Below are 20,078 nucleotides of genomic sequence, written 5' to 3'. Positions count from 1 at the left end.
CTCCCCACCTGACCCAAGCCCCCCAGTCACCCGCTGTCTCACGCCACCACTTGTGCCCGGAGACCGGAAAGCGCGGCCGGAGACCGGAAAGTGTGGCCGGAGACCGCTGGCAACAGGTCTCCGGCCACCACAAGGTGTCTCCAGCCATCACATGTGGCGCGAGCACCCGCCCGCTGGGTTTGGCCGAGCGGTGGCCGGGTGGCGCGGACGAGGTGGGTCTGCCGTGGCGAGCGGACCGCCCCCACTGACCAACCCGGCATTCGGCCACCCCGACAGCCACCGCTGAGCGTGAACCGTGTGCCTCGCCGGAGGTTGGTGAGTGGTGGCGGTCCGCCCGGAGACAGGAAAGCGCGGCCGGAGACCCCTGGCAACAGGTCTCCAGCCACCACAAGCTGTCTCCGGCCACCACATGTGGCGCGAGCACCCGCCCACTGGGTTCACTCGGCCGAGCGGCGGCCGGATGGCGCGGACGAGGTGGGGACGCTCCCACTGACCAACCCCGCATTCGGCGACCCGACCAGCTACGGCCGAGCGTGAACCGTGCACCTAGCCGGCGGTTAGTGAGTGGTGGCGGTCCGCCGCTGCCCAATCAGCCTTGGCGTCCGGTTGGTCATCTGCCGCGACACCGCCAGGTCGTAGGCGACACCCACCTTGAGCACCCGCCAACCGCGTGACACCCGTCGAAGGGGCTGAATGGTGCTCAAAGTCGCGCGCTGGGTCCACCTTGAGCACCCATCAACCGCGTGACGCCCGTTGAAATGGGTGAGCGGTGCTCAAGGTCGCGCGCTGGGTCCACCTTGAGCACCCATCGACCGCTTTCCGGCCGGACAGGTGACTGACCCGTGCCCAAGGTCGGACCGGGTTCGCACGGAGGCGTCGAGCCTCGGGGAGATCCTCAACTGCGCCGATCCGGCCCACCCGCCCGCATCCAGTCCGGCTAATGTCCGAACGACCGGAGGCGGGCCCTCCGACCGTTCGGACGTTAACCGGGCGAGGGTGTCTGTCCTTAGTAGGGTCAGGACCCGAACTTGTTCCGCAGGACCTTCCCCGTCGCATTCCGCGGGAACTCGTCCACGATCACGATCTCGCGCGGAGTCTTGTAGCGCGCCAGGTTCCCCCGCACGAACGCGATCAGCTCGTCCGCGCTCGCCTCCCCACGCAGTACGACGTACCCCACCAACCGCTGACCGAAGTCCTCATCCGGCACACCGACCACCACGGCCTCCGCCACCGCAGGATGACTGGCAAGGGTGTCCTCGACCTCGGCCGGATACACGTTCTCCCCGCCGGACACGATCATGTCGTCCTCGCGCCCGTCGATGAACAGCCGCCCGGACCGATCCAGATGCCCCATGTCCCCGGTACTCATCCGCCGCCCGACCACAGTCTTGTTCGAGCCATCGGAGTACCCGCCGAACACCAGCCCACTGCCCACAAAGATCCGCCCAGTCTCCCCAACCGGCACCGACGCACCCGAGTCGTCCAGGATCCGCACGGAGCTTCCGAGGCACGCCCGCCCAACCGTCCCCGGCGCCGCGATCAAATCCGCCGACGACGCGATCGTCGCGATCCCAACCTCACTCGACCCATACGCATCGCACAACACCGGCCCGAACTCCCCAATGAACTGCGAGGCCAACGGCGCCCCCAACGCAGACGCCCCGGACAGCACCACCCGCAACGATCCCAGATCGTGCCCCGAAGCACCGACGTCGAGCATTCGCCGCAACATGACCGGTACGGCGACGATCACCCCGACCCGATGAGCCTCCACCTGCCGAAGCACCTCCGCAGCATCGAACTTCCGCGCCAGCACCAACGGCGACCCGAGGAACAACGCCAGCATCGACGTCAGCAACCCAAGCCCATGGAACAGCGGCGGACCGATCACCACCGGCTCCCCGGACCGCAGCCCGCACCGAGCCAGCGCACTTCCCGTCAACCCGGCCAACCCGAGCGCGGTCGGCACCCGCGGCGCGGCCTTCGGCGTACCGGTCGTCCCAGAAGTAAGGATCGTGATGTGCCCCGGCCGCCCGGGCTTCGGCGCTTCCCCAGCATCCGACGCAACCAGCGCCGAAAGATCAGACAGTACGGCGGGAATCCCAGCAGGCACGTCGAATTCAGCGTCATGCACAAGCAGATCCGGCCGATGCCGCTCCAGTACGGCGGCCAGTTGCGGGGGAGCGAACTCCGTGTTCACGAACAGCACGTCCGCGCCGATCCGCGAAGCCGCCAGCGTCGCCTCCAGGAACCCCCGGTGATTCCGGCACAGCACCGCAACCTTGCCCCCGGCAACGATCTTGTGCTCCGCGTGCAGACCGGCCGCGATCCGTTCGCAGCGCCGATCCAGTTCGCCGTACGTCGTCGTACCGTTCTCGTCGATCACCGCCGCGCGATCGGGATACCGGACCGCGGCCACCGCGCCGAGCGCCGCCATCGACTGCCCCCAGTGCCGCAGCGCACGCTCGATCCCCACCACATGCGCAGGATGGAGCGATCGCCAGATCCCCGACCGCGCCACGGCCACCGGCATCCCGCCGAGCTCCGCGACATTGCGCAACACCGAAGCGATCACTCCGAACTCCGCGGTTTGCGCGTCCGATCCGATCGCTGGAAGTAGGCCTCCAACAACCGGTCGGTCGGTACCCGGAACAGATTCCCGAGGACGTCGGCCGGCCGGACCATCGGCGGGGTGATGTTGTTCGGCCGCTGCGCGATCGCCGTACAGACCTGGTCCGCGGCCTGCTCCGGACTCAGCCCCGGCATCTTGTTCAGCAGCGGAGTCGGCTCACTCATCCGCGTGTGCACCAGCCCCATGTAGACGGTCGACGTGGTCACCCCGTCGCCACGGATCTCCTGCGCCACACACCGCAGCCACACATCAAAAGCCGATTTCGACGCCAAGTACGCCGACCAGCGCGCCATCGGGGGAGTCCGCACCCCGGCGGTCGACACGTTGACGATATGCCCGGAGCGTCGCGAGCGCATCGACGGCAGGAGTTCGAGCACGAGCTTGGCCGGGCCGAGGTAATTGACCGCGTTGGTCCGCTCGATGTCATGGAACCGCTGGTACGAATCCGCGACCGACCGCCGGATCGACTTCCCAGCGTTGTTGACGAGAACGTCGACTCGCCCGTGCTCCTCAAGGATCGTCCGAACCAGCGTCTCGACAGCTGCCGGATCAGCGAGGTTGGTGGGATACGCGAACGCCTTCCCACCCTCAGATTGGATCTGCGAAGCGACCGCAGTCAGCTGATCAGCCGTCCGCGCCACCAGCAGCACCGTCGCGCCGGCCCGCGCCAGCCGGCGTGCAGTGGCCTCACCGATCCCGTACGACGAACCGGTCACCAGCACGATCTTGTCCCGTACGGCGGCCGCGAGCTGGTCGTCCGGGATCCGGGACCGGCCATTCGTCAGAGCGACGAGCAACGACCATCCGGGCGGGCGTTTCGCGGTCACCATGTGACCGACATTACCCGCAAGTAGTCCTCAGCGACAGAGGAAACGGTAAACCGGGTTTACAGCCGAGCGGCGCAGCAACGAAGACGGCGGAGCTGCCGGGGTCAGCGGCCACGAGACCCCGGCGTCACGCACGAGTTACTGCAAAACCTCAGACAGTCCCGCCGGCCGCGGTCGGCGCCGTCGGGTCGTTGCCGTTGTCGCCGACGGTCTCCCGCGCCAGGAAGTCCTCGAGGTGGAAGAGGTTGTCGCCCGCCCGCTTGGCGACGTTCACCAGCGTGTTCATCGCGGAGACCTCCTCGACCTGCTCCTTGAGGAACCACTGCATGAACTGCTCGCCGACGTAGTCGCTCTCGTCGCGCGCGGTCCGGGCCAGCGTCTCGATCTGCTTGGTGACCGTGATCTCCTGCTGCAGCGCGAGCTCCAGCGGCTCGAGGGCCGTCTTGAAGTCCGAGGCCACCTCGCCGACGCCGGGGATGTGCGGCCGGATGTCCTTGTCCAGCAGGTACTGGACCATCATCATCGCGTGGTTGCGCTCTTCCAGAGCCTGCTTGTAGAAGTGCGCGGCCAGCCGCGGAAGGTCCTGGTCGTCGAACCAGACAGCGACCGCCACATACTGCTGGGAGGCCGTGAATTCGTTGCGGATCTGCTCCTGCAATAGCTTCTCGTACGTGCTCATGCAGCCAATGTAGTTCTCCCGCGCGGATTTATCATCGTTGGCGAGGCTGGCCTAACCACCGAGCGTGACGACCTCGGAACCCCCGCCGGGCAGCGTGATCCGGACCGTCGTCCCGGTCACCGCAACATCGATGCCTTCGGCAAGCGCTTCCGGGCGGAGTGCGTCCCGGGTCAGTACGACGGCGCTCACGAGCACAAGCGGTTCGCCGCGATGCGGAGCAGTCAGGTACGGCGTCGCCGAGTGCGGCCCGAACGCATTGGCCCCGAGCCCCCGGTGCATGCCGGCGCCGTCGTACCCGTGCAGGCCGACGATCGCGGACAGCAGCCCCTCGTCGTTCCGAGCAGACGCCGCAGCCCCGGAAGCTGTTGCCTCAGGCAATGAATCACCGGCGACCGCGAATCCACCACTTCGGACGAGTGCACCGGCCGGACCGTCGACCAGCGCGCACCGGATCTCCCAACCACCGTGCACCACCGACGTGGTCTCGATCCGCCACGGCCCCTCGGTTCCGAGCCAGGCGTTGTGCCACGACGACGCCGTACGGGCTGTGATTCCCAACCGCCGAATCCGCCCGCGCGCACTCGACTTTCCGTCGCTGACCAGGGTGATCAGGTTGTCGATCCGCGGCGCATCGTCACTCAGTTCGGGCCCGGCGTGGTTCGCATAAGCAAGCCGGTTGTAGTGCGGGTCGCCTTCCGGCTCAACGCCCTCGGGCTCGGCCAGCGCCTGCTTGTCCGCGCCATGGTTGATCAGCTGCACGACCTGGTCGTGCCGACTCGCGTGCACGAGCCACCCCGGCGCTGGCATCGCCCGCACCTGGTCGGCCTCGTCCAGCGGAATCGGGTCCTCGCCGTCCGCCCAGACGGGGTGCTCCGGCGGCAGAATCAGCCCGACGAACCCCTTCGAAGCCCAGTACGGCGAGCCAGGTCCGGAGTACGACTGCGTCGTCGGCAGGAACGTGTCGTACCAGCCGAGTGTCAGCAGCCCACGCTCATCCGGTACGCCGTGCTCCACGAAATGCCGCGCAATTCCGGAGCACAGCCGCCGCGTCTGCCCAGGCGAAAGGGGAGTGGCGTCGAGCAGCGCGCCCATCCAGTACGGCGCCGCCGCGGCCATCCGATAGGTCAGCGAACGACCCTGGTAGATCGGTGCGCCGTCGTTCCCGACCAGGTGGACCGCGTCCTCGAGGAACAGGCTCAGCCGCTCCTTGTAGACCTTCAACCGATCCTCGTATGCCGCCCCCGGGGTGGCCGCCGCCATCCGCGCCCACAGTCCCGGGTAAAGGTGCATCGCCCAGCCGATGTAGTTGTCGAACGCCTGCCCGTTGCCATCGGAGTACCAGCCGTCGCCGACGTACCAGTCCTCGATCCGGTCGAGCCCGCCGTCGATGTCCTCCTGCGAGTACGGCGCCCCGACCGAGGCCAGGAACTGCTCACTGACGACCTGGAACAACCGCCAGTTGTTGTCGTGCGTGGTCGACCCGATGAACCCACCGAGCCACTCGGCCACATGCTGCTGAGCCCGATCGTCGAGCCGCTCCCAGATCCACTCCCGCGACTCGTGCAGCGCAACCGCGATCGCCGCGGCCTCCACCATCTGCTGCGACCGCGGTGTCAGCCGCAGCCACGACTCCGGGTGCTCCGGGTTGGCGCCGTTCGCGACACCGCGCGCGTACCGCTCGATCAGCGCCTCGCACCCCTTGCCCCGAACCCCCGCGATCTGGAACGCGGCCAGCATGAACGACCGGGCAAACCCTTCGAGCTGATCGGACGCCGTACCAGACCGGCTCGGCCGCCCCGGCAACGCGATCAGCGCCGAACCAGGTGAGAAGTACGGCACCAGCGAGTCGAGCAGATGATCCGCCAACGCCTCCCAGTGCGCGCGAGTCCACCCCGTCTGCCGGGAAAGAACACGGTCGGTGTCAGGCAGGATCAGGCGGGTCATGCGAGCCTTCCGATTTCTGAGGGGCTGATGGCATGTTGCAACGGCCGGCCTGCGGCCAGGTGTTCGAGTTCGCTGACTGCGAGTTCGCCGAGGCGGGCGATCTCGTTGCCGACGGCACCGGCGACGTGCGGGGTGATGAAGACGTTCGGGAGGTCGAGCAGCGGGGACTCCGCGGGCAGTGGCTCGGGATCGGTCACATCCAGTACGGCGTCGATCCGGCCGGCCACGCATTCGGCTTCGAGCGCGGCGGCGTCGATGATCTTGCCGCGAGCCGTGTTGATCAGCACCGAACCATCCTTGAGCAGGCCGAGCAGGTGTGCGTCGACCAGCCCGGTGGTCTCCGGCAGGAGTGGCGCGTGCACGCTGAGGATGTCGCTGCGCCGGAACAGTTCGTCGTTCGAGACCAGTTCGGCGCCGAGTCCGGCCGCCTCGTCCGCGTTCAGGTACGGGTCGCTGATCAGGACCTCGAGGTCGTACGTCTTCAGCCGCTCGGCCACCAGGCGCGCGATCCGCGACGCCCCGAGCAGGCCGACCGTCGTACCGTAACTGCCCGGCATTCCGTGCGGGTCCGCCTTGCGGCGCTCGATCCGGTACTGCGCTGCCAGGCGGAAGGCTCGTTTCCCCGCGAGCACGATCGCGGCGACCGTGAACTCGGCCACCGGCAGAGCGTTCGCGAAGGCCGCCGACGACACCTGGATCCCGCGGTCGAACGCGATCGGGTCGACGATGTGCTTCACCGAACCCGCCGCGTGCAGGATGGCCTGCAGCTTCGGCGCCGCCTCCAGCACCTCGGGCCCGATCCGCGGGCAGCCCCAGCCGGTCAGCAGGACGTCCACGTCCGGCAGCGCGGCGACGATCGCGGGGTCATCGAGGAACGAATTCCCCGGCCCGACGGGCAGCACGGTGGCGACCGCGTCCAGGCGGGCCCGGACGCGCGGAACCAGGACGCGATCGCGGCTGGCGTCGTTCATGGCCAGCATCACGGTCAGGGCGGAAGCGGAATCGGTGCGCACGAGAGCAACTTAGCAAGCGCTTTCCCAGCCTGTCTCCCGGTGTACCGCATCCCGGGCGTGGCGGGCGAGAATTTTGTTCAGGTTTTTCTCGCCGGCCGGAATGTCCGGCCGGACTCCGGACGTTGTCACCTGACAGGGCAGGATGGGCCTACGCCGAACCCGCCCGGATGGCGACGATGAAGGAGACGACGATGCTGCGACCGGACGACCTCTACGAGATCGTCGACGAGTCGGTGGCGACCGGCCCGGCGGCGACCCCCAAGGTGCTGGTGCACTCCCTGGACGGTTTCATGGACGCCGGCCAGGCCGGCCGCGTGACCGCGGATCACCTGCTGGAGACGCTGGAGAGCAGCCTGCTGGCGCGCTTCGACGTGGATCTCCTGCACGATTACCGCGCCCGCCGGCCCGAGGTGACGTTCTCCGAGGACCACTTCACCGACTACTCGCCGCCGCAGCTCAACCTGTGGCTGCTCACGGATGACGCCGGCGTCGAGTTCCTGCTGCTCGAGGGTCCGGAGCCGGACAACCACTGGAACCGGTTCGCCGGGGCGGTGCGGCAGCTGATCGACCTCTACAACGTGAACCTGACAATCGGCGTACACGGCATCCCGATGGGTGTGCCGCACACGCGGCCGCTGGGCCTGACCGCCCACGCAACCCGTCCGGAGCTGGTGACGCGGTCGAACATCTGGGACGGCGAGATGCGCCTCCCGGCCAGCGCGGGCACGATGCTGCAGGTTCGCCTCGGCGAGGCCGGCAAGGACGCGATGGGCTTCGCAGTTCACGTCCCGCACTACCTCGCGGAGAACCGCTTCCCAGGCGCGGCCCTGGCCCTGGTGCACGCGATCTCGGCCGCGACCGGCCTGCTGCTCCCTAGCAAGGCCCTGCTCGACGAGGCCGCCGTCACCGGCCGGATGGTCGACGAGCAGGTCGAGGCCTCGGACGACGCTTCCGCAGTCGTGAACGCGCTCGAAACCCAGTACGACGCCGCCGCCGGCTCGGTCAGCCGCAAGAGCCTCCTGGCCGACTCCACCCCGTCCGCCGAGGAGCTCGGCGCCGAGGTAGAGCAGTTCCTCGCCGACCTGAACCGCGAACAAGACAAGTAACCCCACAAGCAGCGTCGGCCCACCCCGGGGCGGGGGTGGGCCGGCGCTTTTTGGTGGCTAGAGGTGTACAGAAGAACTGCTACTAGGTATCGCCGCCCGTGCGTTCCCACGTTTTCATGCCTCGCTGGGATGCTTCAGGGCAGCGCACTAACAGTCCTTCTGCACGCAGCTACACCCGCACCGACTCCCGAGCAGGCGTGCGGATGATCAGCCGGTCGAGGCTGAAGCGGCCGGGGCCGACGGCGGCGATGGTGAGCGCGGCCAGGCCGAGGGCGGCGACCAGTTCCCAGCCGCCGTCGCTGGCGAAGACGCCGTTCGGCATGTGCACGAACAGGAAGGCGCCGGCCATGTTGATGGCCAGTAGTACGCCGGCGATCGGCGTGAGGACACCCAGAATCAGTGCCGCGCCGCCGATGAGCTCCACGCCGGTGGCGAAGTACGCCGAGATCGTGGGGGACGGGATGCCCATCCCCTGGAAGCCCTGCGCGGTGGCGTCGAGGCCGTTGGTGTCGAACTTCTGCCAGCCGTGCGCGACGAACACGATGCCGACGCCAATGCGGGCGAGCAGCAGGACGACGTCCTGGGCAATGGAGGGCAGCTTCACAACAGGTCTCCTCAATCAAGTGCGTACTGGTTCACATGCTTAGTGGTTGAGCTCTCAATCATAAGTCTACCGAAAGCGAGCGAAAGCTCACCGAAAGAGTCCACGGACCGCCCTTCGACGTGCGTCGAACAGCCTTGACTCGCCGTCGCGCGCTGCCTGAGTCTGTGCAGCCAGAGAACAGCACCAGCCGGAGGGAGCGCCATGCGGATCGTGAGGCTGGTCCTGCTGGGCGCGATCGTCGGAGCGCTGTCCCCGGCGTGCGCGGCCGCACCGGCACCCGTTGCCGATGGCATCGAGTCGCCGTTCGCCGTGGTCGCCACCGTCAACGGCGACCCGGTCACGGCGGGCGAGCTCGGACGGGAGATGGCGCGCGGGAGTGGTACGCCGGAGCAGGTTCGAGCGGCGGCGCTGCAACGCCTGACCGAGATCAAGGTGCAGCAGGCCCTGCTGCGCACCAAGGGCATCTCGAACGACACGAGTTACACCGGATTCCTCCGGCAGTTGGACGAGGAGAATCAGCGCCGCGCCGAGGCTCGGCGCAATGGCGCGCCGATCTACGGGCCCGCGAGCTTCACGGAGGCGCAGTACTTCCGCTATCGGTTCGACACCGACGTCGTCCAGCTAAAGCAGCAGCTGGCCGGCCGTGATTTGCCCACCAGTGAGAAGCAGCTTCGCAAGTACTACGCGTCGGTGCGAGCGCGGCTGTTCAGCCGGGGATCCCGCCTGACGATCGACACCGTCACGAGCACCTACGCGGGCCGGACCGCCACCCCGGTCACGCGCGATCGCGCGGAGGCCGCGATCAAGACCGTCGAGGCCCGTCTCCGCGACGGGGCCACGCTCTCCGCGGCGGCCGGCTCGGCAGGACTCGCGGTACGGCGGATCGTGGTGAATGCCGGCGGGGCGAGTTCAACCGGTCTGCGTTCCGATCCATTGGCGGCGATCGGCTCGGGACTGGCACCCGGCCGGACGGCTCCGATCGCCGACCTTGGCGACCGGTTCGTCCTGGTCAGCTGCGTGGCGACCGAGCCGCTCGCGCCCGTGACCTTCGAGGCCGCGCACGAACGGGTGCGGACGCTCTATCTCGACCATTCGTATCGCGCTCTGGTTCAGAGGCTCGCCAAGCAGGCCAAGGTGACAGTCGAGCCATCGCAGTGACATCGACGATCCGCCCCGATCGAAGGAGCAGGCAATGAGACGACTGTCCGTGGTGCTGGGGGTCGCGCTGACGATGATCGGCGCGACCCTGGCCGGAGAGGCGTCGGCGCAGGCCGGGCCGACGACGTACTTCGTGGACTCCAACGGCGGCTCGGACAGCAACGACGGAACCTCGGAAAGCGCTCCGTGGCAGTCGCTGGACAAGGTCAACACCACGACGTTCGCGCCCGGCGACACGATCCGCTTCCGGTCTGGCGGAACCTGGAACGGCCAGCTCTGGCCCAAGGGAGCCGGGATCGACGCTCTGCACATCGCGATCGACAAATACGGTACGGGTGCGAAGCCGCGCATCAAGGGCGGCGGGAACAAGCAGGGCGCCGTACATCTGCTGAACCAGCCGTACTGGGAGATCCGCAACCTCGAGGTGACGAACAACCGCGGCGACGCCTCGCGCGATGAGCTCGTCGGTATCAAGGTGCACAACAAGTCCGGCGGGCCGCTCAACGGTGTACTGATCGCGGACAACACCGTGCACGACGTCCGGGGGCTGCAGTCCGGCTTCTACGGGAGGAACGCCGGGATCGCGGTCGTCTCGGACATGAACGGTTCGCGCTGGGACGGCGTCGTGATCGAACGCAACGACATCTCCGTCGTGGACCGGATCGGCATCTTCGTCGGCCCCGCCTACCAGGAGGGCGGCTCGCCCCACTGGCAGACGCTGCCGCACACCAGCGACGTCCTGATCCAGGACAACATCGTCGACGACTCCGGCGGCGACGGAATCCTGAACTTCATCACGTCCCGGACCGTCGTCCAGCGCAACGTCGTCTCGAACAGCGGCGGCCGCGCCCACAACTTCGATTCCGGACACACCGACTACCGGAACCAGGCCTCGGCCGGCATCTGGAGCGCCATCTCCGAGAACACGCTGATCCAGTTCAACGAGGTCTACAACAATCGCGGGCGCTTCGACGGGCAGGGCTACGACATCGATCTGGGCAGCCACTCGACGTACGTCCAGTACAACTACAGCCACAACAACTCCGGCGGGTTCCTGCTGCTGTGCGAGATCCCGGATCGAGGCGTCGACATCAACGACGCCCGGATCCGATTCAACATCTCGCAGAACGACGGCTCCGGAATCGCCCTGTGCAGCAACGACTACCCCAAGGGCCCGGACCACACGGACATCATGAACAACACCCTGTACTTCGGGCCCGGCTCGAGTGCGCCGGTGATGCTCCGGTACGACCATCAGACGGCGCTCCGGCAGGCCTTCGTGTACAACAACATCTTCTACACCCTCGGCGACAACTCCTATCCGTCGCTCCCGGCCACCACCTTCGACTACAACACCTTCTACGGCAAGCATCACGCCAGTGAGCCCGGAGACGCCCACAAGCAGACGACCGACCCGCAGCTGGTCCGGCCGGGCTCGGGGTATCTCGGCCGCGACACAGTCGACGGCTACCAGCTTGTCGCCGGCTCACCGGCGATCGGGAGTGGAACGGACACCGGAATGCTGGGGAGTTCCGACTACTGGGGCAACCCGGTCGGATCCGGGGCGCCGAGTCGCGGCGCATACAACGGGCCTGGCGTCGCAGCGGCGACGGCGAACTACGCCTTCAACGCAGACGTGACCTCGTCCAGTTCGGTGGAGTGCTGCGCGTTCTTCCGGCCGAAGCTGGTCGACGGGTCACGCAACTCGATCTCCACCGAGTCGGCCGGCTTCTCCAGTGACGTCGGCAACTTCAGCCCGCACGAGGAATGGGTCACGCTGAGGCTGCCTGAGCGCAAGACCTTCTCCAAGGTCACGCTCTACCCCAGGAACGATCCCGGGGCCGTGGGCCGGGGGTTCCCGCAACACTTCCACATCCAGGTCTGGAACGGCGAGGAGTGGTTGACCCGCCGTACGGTCAGCGACGCCGGCTCGCCCAGCGAACCGCAGACCTACTCGTGGGGTCACTCGGATATCACCGACCGCATCCGCATCATCACTGCGGGCTCGGACGGGCTGCAACTGACCTCCGAGGGTTACCTCCTGCAACTCGCCGAGGTAGAAGTCACTCCGTGACGATCACGAGGTGCTGAGCTGATCTGTCAGGATGAGACATGCCTGAGTCGCTGGAGGACCTGGTCGAGCTGCTCGACCTCGAGATGATCGACGTCGACCTGTACCGCGGTCAGCAACCGCAGACCGCGTTGCAGCGGGTGTTCGGCGGGCAGGTTCTCGGCCAGGCGCTGGCCGCAGCTGGGCGGACAGTTGACGACGGGCGGATCGCGCACTCGCTGCACGCCTACTTCCTGCGCGGCGGCGACACCGCCGTACCGATCATCTACCGGGTCGAGGGCACGCGGGACGGCGGCAGCTTCTCCAGCCGGCGGGTCGTGGCGTCGCAGCACGGCAAGCCGATCTTCTACATGTCCGCCTCGTTCCAGAAGCCTGAGCCGGGCCTGGATCACCAGGAGCCGATCCCGGCGGACGTCGTACCGCCGGACGAGGCGCCGACGCTCGCGAGCGTGCTGGAGGCGCAATCGGGTCGCCCGGCGGCCGACTGGGATCGGGAATGGGCGGCGCTGGATATGCGGCTGGCCGGGGTGACCGGGCGGCAGTTCTGGATCCGTGCCTCGGGCAAGCTTCCGGACGACCCCGCTCTGCATGCGTGTGTGCTCGCCTATGCAAGTGATCTGACGCTGCTCGGGGCAAGCCTGCTGCCGCACGGCATCGTGATCGGGGACCGGCGGATCCAGCCGGCGTCGCTGGATCATGCGCTGTGGTTCCACCGCGACTTCCGCGCCGACGAGTGGTTGCTGTACGACCAGACGTCGCCGTCGGCTTCGGGTGCGCGTGGGTTCGCGACGGGCCGGCTCTATACCGAGGACGGCCGGCTGGTCGCTTCGGTCGCACAGGAAGGCCTGATCCGCCCAGTCGGATTGGACTTGAGCAAGTGATTGGTTCTGCTACCGTAGATGGCATGTTGCAGCGCGCAGTAGTGACGACGACGCCGGAGTCTGTCCCGGCGCGCTGACACCTGACTGTCAACCCCGGGGCGATCGCCCCGGGGTTTTTTTCTGTCTGCCTCGAGGTGCCGCCCCATCTCAACGAGGAGACCTCACCATGTACGACCACCGCAAACTCGGCCGCGAGCTCGGCCTGTTCGACTCCGACCCGCTGATCGGTGCAGGTCTGCCGTACTGGCTTCCGGCGGGCGCCGCCGTACGGCACGCCTTGGAGAGCTACATCGCCGAAGTCGAACGGCGAGCCGGGTATCAGCAGGTGTATTCGCCCGTTCTCGCCAAGAGAGCGCTCTATGAGATCTCTGGTCACTGGGAGAAGTACAGCGACGACATGTATCCACCGATGGACATGGGCGGTGAGGAACTGATCTTGCGGCCGAGCATCTGCCCGCATCATGCGCTGATCTACCGTTCTCGCGCACACAGCTACCGAGAGCTGCCGCTGCGGTTGTCCGAGCTCGGCGGTCAGTACCGGTCCGAGCTGTCCGGCGTGATCGGCGGCCTCAGCCGGGTTCGCGCGATGCAGCTGAACGACGCGCACATCTTCTGCCGCCCCGACCAGGTCGCCGAAGAAGCCCAGAGAGCGCTCTCGCTGATCAACCAGGCGTACGCCGATCTCGGGATCCACGCCGCCCGGTACGTTCTCGCGCTCCCGTCGGAGGATGCCGCCATCGGCAGCCCCGACAGCAAGTACGTCGGCGATCCCGCCAGCTGGGCCGAAGCTGCAGACCTCCTCCGCAACGTCCTCAAGAACGCGGATCTCGAGTACGTCGAGGCTCCGGGGGACGCGGCGTTCTACGGCCCCAAGATCGACGTTCAGGTGATCGATTCGGCCGGCCGGGAGTACAGCCTGTCCACCATCCAGATCGACTTCAACCAGCCGGAGCGGTTCGGCCTCGAGTACATCGGTGCCGACGGCAACAAACACCGGCCGGTGATGGTGCACCGGGCGATCGTCGGCAGCATCGAGAGAGCGGTTGCTCAGGTGATCGAGGTCCATGGTGGCGCGTTCCCAGCCTGGCTGGCCCCGGTACAACTCGTGGTGCTTCCAATCTCCGACGACGAGGAGAAGCTAGCCTCCGAGGTCGCCCGACGGGCCTCGTCACGCGGACTGCGAGTCGAGATCGCCCACGCCGACGAGGGCAACCTCGGAGCGCGGATCCGCGAGAACCGGCTGGCGCCGTACCAGGCCATCCTTGGCGCCCGCGAGGCCGCCGCCGGCAACCTCGCCATCCGCGAACGCAACGGCAGCCGCCACGACCCCGCACCCATCGGCGAAGTCCTCGACCGGATCGCGCGAGAAGTGGTTCCCCAGGCCATCGCAAACGACGGCGACTGACGCGACCCCGCCAGGCCGCCACAACCGGCCTGGCGGCTCAGTCCTCCTGCAGTTGCCCGATCAAATGAGTCACCTCGTGCGACTCGTCGTACAGAACGAAGTCAGTTGTCTTGCCACCAACGGCATACCCGAACTGGACCCGCGACGGAAGCAGCAACGGCTTGCGGAAGTCGACCCGGACGGTAAACGACTCCGGAAGCTTCCCAGCTCGCTCCAGCGACGCCAGCGCGGCAGCCTTGGCCCACATCCCGTGCGCGATCTGCCGCGGGAACCCAAAGGCCTGCGCAGTGAGCTTGAACAGATGAATCGGATTCCGGTCCCCAGACGCAGTCGCATACCGGCGCCCGAGATTCCCGCGCAGATCCCACCAAGCCTGCGGCGGCAACTCCGGATCCGGCAGCAGATCAACATGCCCCTCCGAACCCTTGGACCGGCTCAGCAAAGTCGTCAGATCCGTCCACACCACATCACCGTCGACGAGGACCTCGCTGACGATGTCGAACACCGTCCCCTTCGGATGCGGGCGCTCCGGCGTACTGTGCACGCGGATCGCCGGCTCCGCGTGGATCGGCAGCGACCGCTTCTGCGTGATCGTGTTGGACAGGTGCACGATCCCCATCGGCTTGTAGGGGAACGACGGGTCCGACATCAGATCGAGGTGCAGGGGGAAGGCCAGAACGTGCGGGTACGTCACCGGCAGCGCCGGCCCAGCGGGGAACCCGGTGACATCGCGGTACGCCGCCAGATGATCCTGGTCGATCGCCGAATGCGGCAGCTCGAGAGTCAGGCCGTCCTCATCCGGCTCGTAGTCGGCACGCCGGAGCGTCGCCTTCACCGTCTTCGCGTAGAGACCGCTGAGGCTGGGGGAGTCGTCGTACCGACGTGTCGGCATGTCAGGCGCCCAGCATGCTCTGACCGCAGACCCGGATCACGTTGCCGGTGACACCGGCCGAGGCCGGATCCGCGAACCACGCGATCGTCTCGGCCACATCGATCGGCAACCCGCCCTGCTGCAACGAGTTGATCCGCCGCCCGACCTCGCGAATCGTGAACGGCACCTTCGCAGTCATCTCGGTCTCGATGAACCCAGGCGCAACCGCGTTGATCCGGATCTGCTTCTCGGCCAGCTTCGGCGCGAGCGCCTGCACCAGACCGATCACGCCGGCCTTCGAGGTCGCGTAGTTCGTCTGCCCGTTGTTGCCCGCGATCCCCGCAATGCTCGCGACACCGATGATCGAGCCACCGGCCCGGATGGTCCCGGCCTCGACGAGGTGTGAGGTGATCCGCTCCGGAGCGCGCAGGTTCACATCCAGTACGGCGTCCCAGGTGTCGGTGCGCATGTTGGCGAGCCGCTTGTCCCGCGTGATGCCCGCGTTGTGCACGACGATGTCGAGACCGGCGTACTGCTCCTGAGCATGAGCGGCGATCCGCTGCGCGGCGTCGACCGCGGTCACGTCGAGGAGGAGCTCGGAACCGCCGAGCCGGGTCATCACCTTGCGCAGGGGATCAGCGTTCTGCGCGACATCAACCCCGAGGATGGTCGCGCCGTCCCGGGCGAGCGTGTCGGCGATCGCCGCCCCGATGCCACGGGCCGCACCGGTCACCAGGGCGACCTTGCCGGCCAGCGGGCGCTCCGGGTCGTTGCCGACCAGCGGCCCCGTCCCGACCCGCGCGACCTGACCGTCGACGTACGCGGACTTGGGGGAGAGGAAGAACCGCAGGGTCGAATCGAGCTGCTCGTGCGCGTCCGGAGCGACGTACACGAGGTTGACCGTCGCGCCGCGCTTGACCTCCTTGCCGAGCGAGCGCGTGAAGCCCTCGAGCGCACGCTGGGCGATGTGCTGCTCGGTGGACGTCGCGAGCTCCGGCGTCCGGCCGACGACGATGACGCGGCCGGCCGGTGCGAGCTGGCGGATGACGGGGGAGAAGAAGCGCTGCAGGCTCGTCAGGTCGGCCGTCGACAACGCGCCGGTCGCGTCGAAGACCAGCGCCTTCGGGCGGATCTGGCTCGACGCCACGCCCTCGGTCGCCGTACTGAAGGAGGCGCCGATATCGCGCAGCAGCGCCTGAATCGCCTTGCCTGCCTCGGTTTCACCGATCGCGCCGAAGACGACCGAGCCGTCGATGACGCGCGAACCCTCGGTCCAGCGCTGCAGCGGGACCGGGTCGGGCAGCCCGAGGTTCTTCACCAGGGTCTGGCCGAGCGGGGTCCGGGTGAAGGTCTGGTAGCGGTCCGTCATTGGGTTGCTCCTACTTCTCGAGGATGGCGACGACACCCTGGCCGCCAGCGGCACAGATCGAGATCAGGCCGCGGCCACCGCCGTTCTCGTCGAGTTGCTTGGCCAGCGCGGCGACGATCCGCCCGCCGGTCGCCGCGAACGGGTGGCCCGCGGCGAGTGAGCTGCCGTTCACGTTCAGCTTGGCGCGGTCGATCTCGCCCAGCGGGGCGTCGAGACCGAGCCGCTCCTTGCAGAAGATCGGATCCTCCCACGCCTTCAGCGTCGACAGCACCTGGGAGGCGAACGCCTCGTGGATCTCGTAGTAGTCGAAGTCCTGCAACGTGAGCCCCGCCCTGGCGAGCATCCGCGGTACGGCGTACGCGGGCGCCATCAGCAGACCCTCGGCGCCCTTCACGTAGTCGACCGCCGCGGTCTGCGAATGCGTCAGATAAGCGAGCGGACGCAGCCCGTGCTTCTCGGCCCACTCGTCCGTGCTCAGCAGTACGGCGGACGCACCGTCGGTCAGCGGGGTCGAGTTGCCGGCCGTCATGGTAGCCGTCTCGCCCTTGCCGAACACGGGCTTCAGCCGGGCCAGCTTCTCGACCGTGGTGTCCGGGCGCAGGTTCTGGTCCTTCTCGAGGCCGAGGTACGGCGTGATGAGGTCCTGCTGGAAACCCCGGTCGTACGCCGCCGCCAGATTCACGTGGGAGCGGTACGCGAGCTCGTCCTGCGCCTCGCGGGTGATGCCCCACTCCAGCGCGGTCAGCGCGGCGTGGTCACCCATCGACTTGCGGGTGCGCGGCTCCGCGTTCCGCGGGATCTCCGGTACGACGTCCTTCGGGCGAACCCGGGCGAGCACCTTCAGCCGCTCCGGGTACGTCTTGGCCCGGTTCAGATCGAGCAGGATGTTGCGCAGCTCGTCGTTGACCGCGATCGGCGCGTCGGACGCGGTGTCGACACCACCCGCGATCCCGGCGTCGATCTGGCCGAGCGCGATCTTGTTGCCGACCAGGATCGCGGCCTCCAGACCGGTCCCGCAGGCCTGCTGGATGTCGTACGCCGGAGTGGTCGCGGCGAGCTTCGAGCCGAGCACGACCTCGCGGACCATGTTCCAGTCGCGGGCGTGCTTGAGCACCGCACCGGCGACCACCTCACCGACCTCCTGCCCACCGAGCCCGGTCCGGTCGACCAGGCCGTTGATCGCGGCAGTCAGCATGTCGGAGTTCGAGGAGTGCCGGTACGTCTTGTCCTGGCGCGCGAACGGAATCCGGTTGCCGGCGACGACGGCCACTCTGCGGGGCTCGGTCATGATTGCTCTCCTGGTCTGCGTGCTCGCTGTGCCTTCTTCGGAACCTCATAGGCGAAGCGCCCCACTGCTGTCGCCAACGTCGCGGTGATCGCGGTCGCCCGCACCGTCGCCACCTCGGCATGATGCACCACCGGATGCCCCGGCTTCCCGCTCGACACGATCAGCCCGACCCTTGCCATGTGCAACGATCCGAGCGTCTGCGTGTACAGATGATTGGCCAGGTAAGCGGTGTCCGCCTTGGCGAAGGCGCCACTGCGCTGGCCCGCGTCCAGTACGACGGCTATCCGCTTCAGGGCCGCGGCCATCGCCGTACCGAGGGTGATCATCACCGGCTCGGTGATCTCCCCGAACAGCTCCTCGCCGGTCCGTCTGAGCAGGCTCATCGCGCAGTCGGTGAAGGCCGGGAACTCGAGGCAGAAGTCGACGAACACCTCGCTGAGCGCCTTGAGCCGGTTGAGCGGCGCCCGCCGTGGGTTGTCGACCTTTTGCAGCCGGGCGTCGAGCTCAGTCAGGTATTCGACCAGGGTGAGCGCGAACAGCTCCTCCTTACCGGCGAAGTGCCGGTAGATCAGTGCCTTGTTGATCCCGACCCGCTTGGCGATATCGTCGATCTGGGCGTCGATCGAGCCGCGCTCGTCGAACAGCTCCCGGGTCGCCCGGATGATGTCCCGCTCCCGGTCGCGCCGACGCTCCGCCGTGGTCCGGCGGCGTCCGATCGCGAGCAGCGCGGAGCTCATGGACCGATCTTAGCCATACCGGTACCCTCTGGTGCAAACGGCGGTTACACTCATCGGTAACATTTCGTTCCCGGATGTTTCGGTACCCCCTGTCGTTGCCGGAGGATGTTGATGACGATGACCGACCCCAAGCCCGCCGTCTCCACCGATGTGATGTCGCTGGCCGGCGAACTCGGCGCCGAGCGGTCGAAGCCGGGCTGGAGCCCCTTCTCGTTCGCCCTGAACGACGAGCAGCGCGAGATCCGCGACTGGACCCACGCCTTCGCCGCCGACGTGATGCGCCCCGCCGCCGCCGAGTGGGACGAGCGCGAGACCACCCCCTGGCCGGTGATCCAGGAGGCCGCGAAGATCGGCTTGTACGGCCTCGACATGAACATCAACCTCTTCGTCGACCCGTCCGGCCTGCTGATGCCGCTCGTCCACGAAGAACTCTTCTGGGGCGACGCCGGCATCGGCATGTCGTTGAAGGGCACCGGCCTGGCCTCGTCCGCCATCTTCTCCAACGGCACCCCCGAGCAGTGGAGTCAGTGGATGGGCCGCTGCTACGGCACTCCGGATGACGTTCGCGTGGCGGCCTTCTGTTCATCCGAACCGGGCGCCGGTTCGGATGTCTCCGCGATCCGCACGCGAGCGACGTACGACGAAAAAACCTCCGAATGGGTCATCAACGGCCAGAAGGCCTGGGCCACGAACGGCGGCATCGCCGACATCCACGTCGTCGTCGCCACCGTCGACCCGTCCCTGGGCACTAAGGGCCAGGCCGCGTTCGTCGTACCCAAGTCCGAGGTAACTGGCCTGGAGCAAGGCACCAAGCTCCGCAAGCACGGCCTCCGCGCCTCGCACACCGCCGACGTCTTCTTCGACAACGTCCGCATCCCCGCCGCCAACGTCCTGGGCGGCAAGGAAAAACTGGACGAACGCCTGGCCCGCGCCCGCGCCGCCGCCTCGGACCCTGGCTCGGCGAAGGTCCGCAACGCCTCCATGGCCACCTTCGAAATGACCCGCCACATCGTCGGCGCCCAGGCAGTCGGCATCGCCCGCGCCGCCTACGAGTTCGCCCTCGACTACGCCAAGGGTCGCGAACAGTTCGGCCGCCCCATCATCGACAACCAAGGCATAGCCTTCAAACTCGCCGACATGGCCATGGAAATCGACGCAGCCCGCCTCCTGGTCTGGCGAGCCGCCAACATGTCAGCCGCGTTGATGCGAGGCGAAACCCCCGACTACCGCCACGGCGAAGGCAGCATGGCCAAACTCAAGGCCGGCGAAGTAGCCGTCAAGGTCACCGAAGAAGCCATCCAAATCCTCGGCGGCAACGGCTACACCCGCGAATACCCGGTCGAACGCATGCACCGAGACGCCAAGATCTACACCATCTTCGAAGGTACGTCGGAAATCCAGCGCCTCGTCATAGCCCGAGCCATCTCCGGCATGCGCATCAGGTAAGGACTTTCATCCCCCGCCGGTGCTACGCCCGCTCCTACGTCGCGTGC

Annotated in this window: 16 protein-coding genes; 6 read left to right on the top strand and 10 right to left on the bottom strand. The window is 67.5% G+C overall.

What is annotated here, in order from left to right; genetic code table 11:
• Positions 1-1,015: 1,015 nt before the first annotated feature.
• From E1261_RS29390 to E1261_RS29370, 5 genes are all read right to left on the bottom strand, one after another.
• The gene (locus tag E1261_RS29390; RefSeq protein WP_238176505.1) at positions 1,016-2,575 is read right to left on the bottom strand and encodes an AMP-binding protein; all 1,560 of its coding nucleotides are present in this window, start codon (positions 2,573-2,575) and stop codon (positions 1,016-1,018) included.
• The gene (locus E1261_RS29385; RefSeq protein ID WP_132412206.1) at positions 2,572-3,462 is read right to left on the bottom strand and encodes an SDR family NAD(P)-dependent oxidoreductase; all 891 of its coding nucleotides are present in this window, start codon (positions 3,460-3,462) and stop codon (positions 2,572-2,574) included. The genes E1261_RS29390 and E1261_RS29385 overlap by 4 nt, the downstream gene beginning before the upstream one ends.
• Positions 3,463-3,610: 148 nt before the next feature.
• The gene (locus E1261_RS29380) at positions 3,611-4,138 is read right to left on the bottom strand and encodes a ferritin (protein ID WP_132412204.1); all 528 of its coding nucleotides are present in this window, start codon (positions 4,136-4,138) and stop codon (positions 3,611-3,613) included.
• A gap of 51 nt (positions 4,139-4,189) precedes the next feature.
• Positions 4,190-6,082, bottom strand: a complete 1,893-nt coding sequence (locus tag E1261_RS29375; protein WP_132412202.1) for a DUF2264 domain-containing protein — start codon at positions 6,080-6,082, stop codon at positions 4,190-4,192.
• On the bottom strand, positions 6,079-7,095 hold the full coding sequence (locus E1261_RS29370) for a hydroxyacid dehydrogenase (RefSeq protein WP_238176504.1): 1,017 nt from the start codon (positions 7,093-7,095) through the stop codon (positions 6,079-6,081). The genes E1261_RS29375 and E1261_RS29370 overlap by 4 nt, the downstream gene beginning before the upstream one ends.
• A 191-nt stretch (positions 7,096-7,286) precedes the next feature.
• Here E1261_RS29370 and E1261_RS29365 point away from each other — a divergent pair, with 191 nt between their 5' ends.
• The gene (locus E1261_RS29365) at positions 7,287-8,201 is read left to right on the top strand and encodes a proteasome assembly chaperone family protein (RefSeq protein WP_132412200.1); all 915 of its coding nucleotides are present in this window, start codon (positions 7,287-7,289) and stop codon (positions 8,199-8,201) included.
• Positions 8,202-8,370: 169 nt separating this feature from the next.
• Here the strand turns inward: E1261_RS29365 and E1261_RS29360 are convergent, their stop codons facing one another.
• Positions 8,371-8,805 (bottom strand): DoxX family protein, encoded by a 435-nt coding sequence (locus E1261_RS29360; RefSeq protein WP_132412198.1) that lies wholly within the window; start codon positions 8,803-8,805, stop codon positions 8,371-8,373.
• Between the two features lie 201 nt (positions 8,806-9,006).
• On the opposite strand from E1261_RS29360, the gene E1261_RS29355 reads away from it, so the two are divergent.
• The 4 genes from E1261_RS29355 to thrS all read left to right on the top strand — a co-directional run bounded on the left by E1261_RS29355 (position 9,007) and on the right by thrS (position 14,320).
• Positions 9,007-9,963: a hypothetical protein gene (locus E1261_RS29355; RefSeq protein WP_132412196.1), complete on the top strand. Its 957-nt coding sequence runs from the start codon at positions 9,007-9,009 to the stop codon at positions 9,961-9,963.
• 34 nt (positions 9,964-9,997) lie between these two features.
• The gene (locus tag E1261_RS29350; RefSeq protein ID WP_132412194.1) at positions 9,998-12,037 is read left to right on the top strand and encodes a right-handed parallel beta-helix repeat-containing protein; all 2,040 of its coding nucleotides are present in this window, start codon (positions 9,998-10,000) and stop codon (positions 12,035-12,037) included.
• Between the two features lie 38 nt (positions 12,038-12,075).
• Positions 12,076-12,915, top strand: coding sequence for an acyl-CoA thioesterase (locus E1261_RS29345; protein ID WP_132412192.1), 840 nt, complete (start codon positions 12,076-12,078; stop codon positions 12,913-12,915).
• A 166-nt stretch (positions 12,916-13,081) separates the two neighbouring features.
• A complete protein-coding gene (gene thrS, locus E1261_RS29340) occupies positions 13,082-14,320 on the top strand; it encodes a threonine--tRNA ligase (RefSeq protein WP_132412190.1) in 1,239 nt (412 codons plus the stop codon).
• 37 nt (positions 14,321-14,357) lie between these two features.
• On the opposite strand, the gene E1261_RS29335 is transcribed toward thrS, so the two are convergent.
• From E1261_RS29335 to E1261_RS29320, 4 genes are read right to left on the bottom strand one after another with little or no spacing between them, the layout of a single operon-like run.
• Positions 14,358-15,212 carry a MaoC/PaaZ C-terminal domain-containing protein gene (locus E1261_RS29335; protein ID WP_132412188.1) on the bottom strand — a complete coding sequence of 285 codons (855 nt, stop codon included), beginning with the start codon at positions 15,210-15,212 and terminating at the stop codon, positions 14,358-14,360.
• A 1-nt stretch (position 15,213) separates the two neighbouring features.
• Positions 15,214-16,560 (bottom strand): 3-oxoacyl-ACP reductase, encoded by a 1,347-nt coding sequence (locus tag E1261_RS29330; RefSeq protein WP_132412186.1) that lies wholly within the window; start codon positions 16,558-16,560, stop codon positions 15,214-15,216.
• A 10-nt stretch (positions 16,561-16,570) separates the two neighbouring features.
• Positions 16,571-17,848 carry an acetyl-CoA C-acetyltransferase gene (locus E1261_RS29325; protein WP_132412184.1) on the bottom strand — a complete coding sequence of 426 codons (1,278 nt, stop codon included), beginning with the start codon at positions 17,846-17,848 and terminating at the stop codon, positions 16,571-16,573.
• On the bottom strand, positions 17,845-18,585 hold the full coding sequence (locus E1261_RS29320; RefSeq protein WP_132412182.1) for a TetR/AcrR family transcriptional regulator: 741 nt from the start codon (positions 18,583-18,585) through the stop codon (positions 17,845-17,847). The genes E1261_RS29325 and E1261_RS29320 overlap by 4 nt, the downstream gene beginning before the upstream one ends.
• A 111-nt stretch (positions 18,586-18,696) precedes the next feature.
• On the opposite strand from E1261_RS29320, the gene E1261_RS29315 reads away from it, so the two are divergent.
• The gene (locus tag E1261_RS29315; RefSeq protein ID WP_238176503.1) at positions 18,697-20,031 is read left to right on the top strand and encodes an acyl-CoA dehydrogenase family protein; all 1,335 of its coding nucleotides are present in this window, start codon (positions 18,697-18,699) and stop codon (positions 20,029-20,031) included.
• Positions 20,032-20,078 lie beyond the last annotated feature (47 nt).

The organism is Kribbella albertanoniae, assembly GCF_004348455.1.
GTDB classification, from domain to species: domain Bacteria; phylum Actinomycetota; class Actinomycetes; order Propionibacteriales; family Kribbellaceae; genus Kribbella; species Kribbella albertanoniae.
The sequence above is the reverse complement of the archived record's forward strand: the minus strand, read 5'-3'. Positions and strand labels throughout refer to the sequence as shown.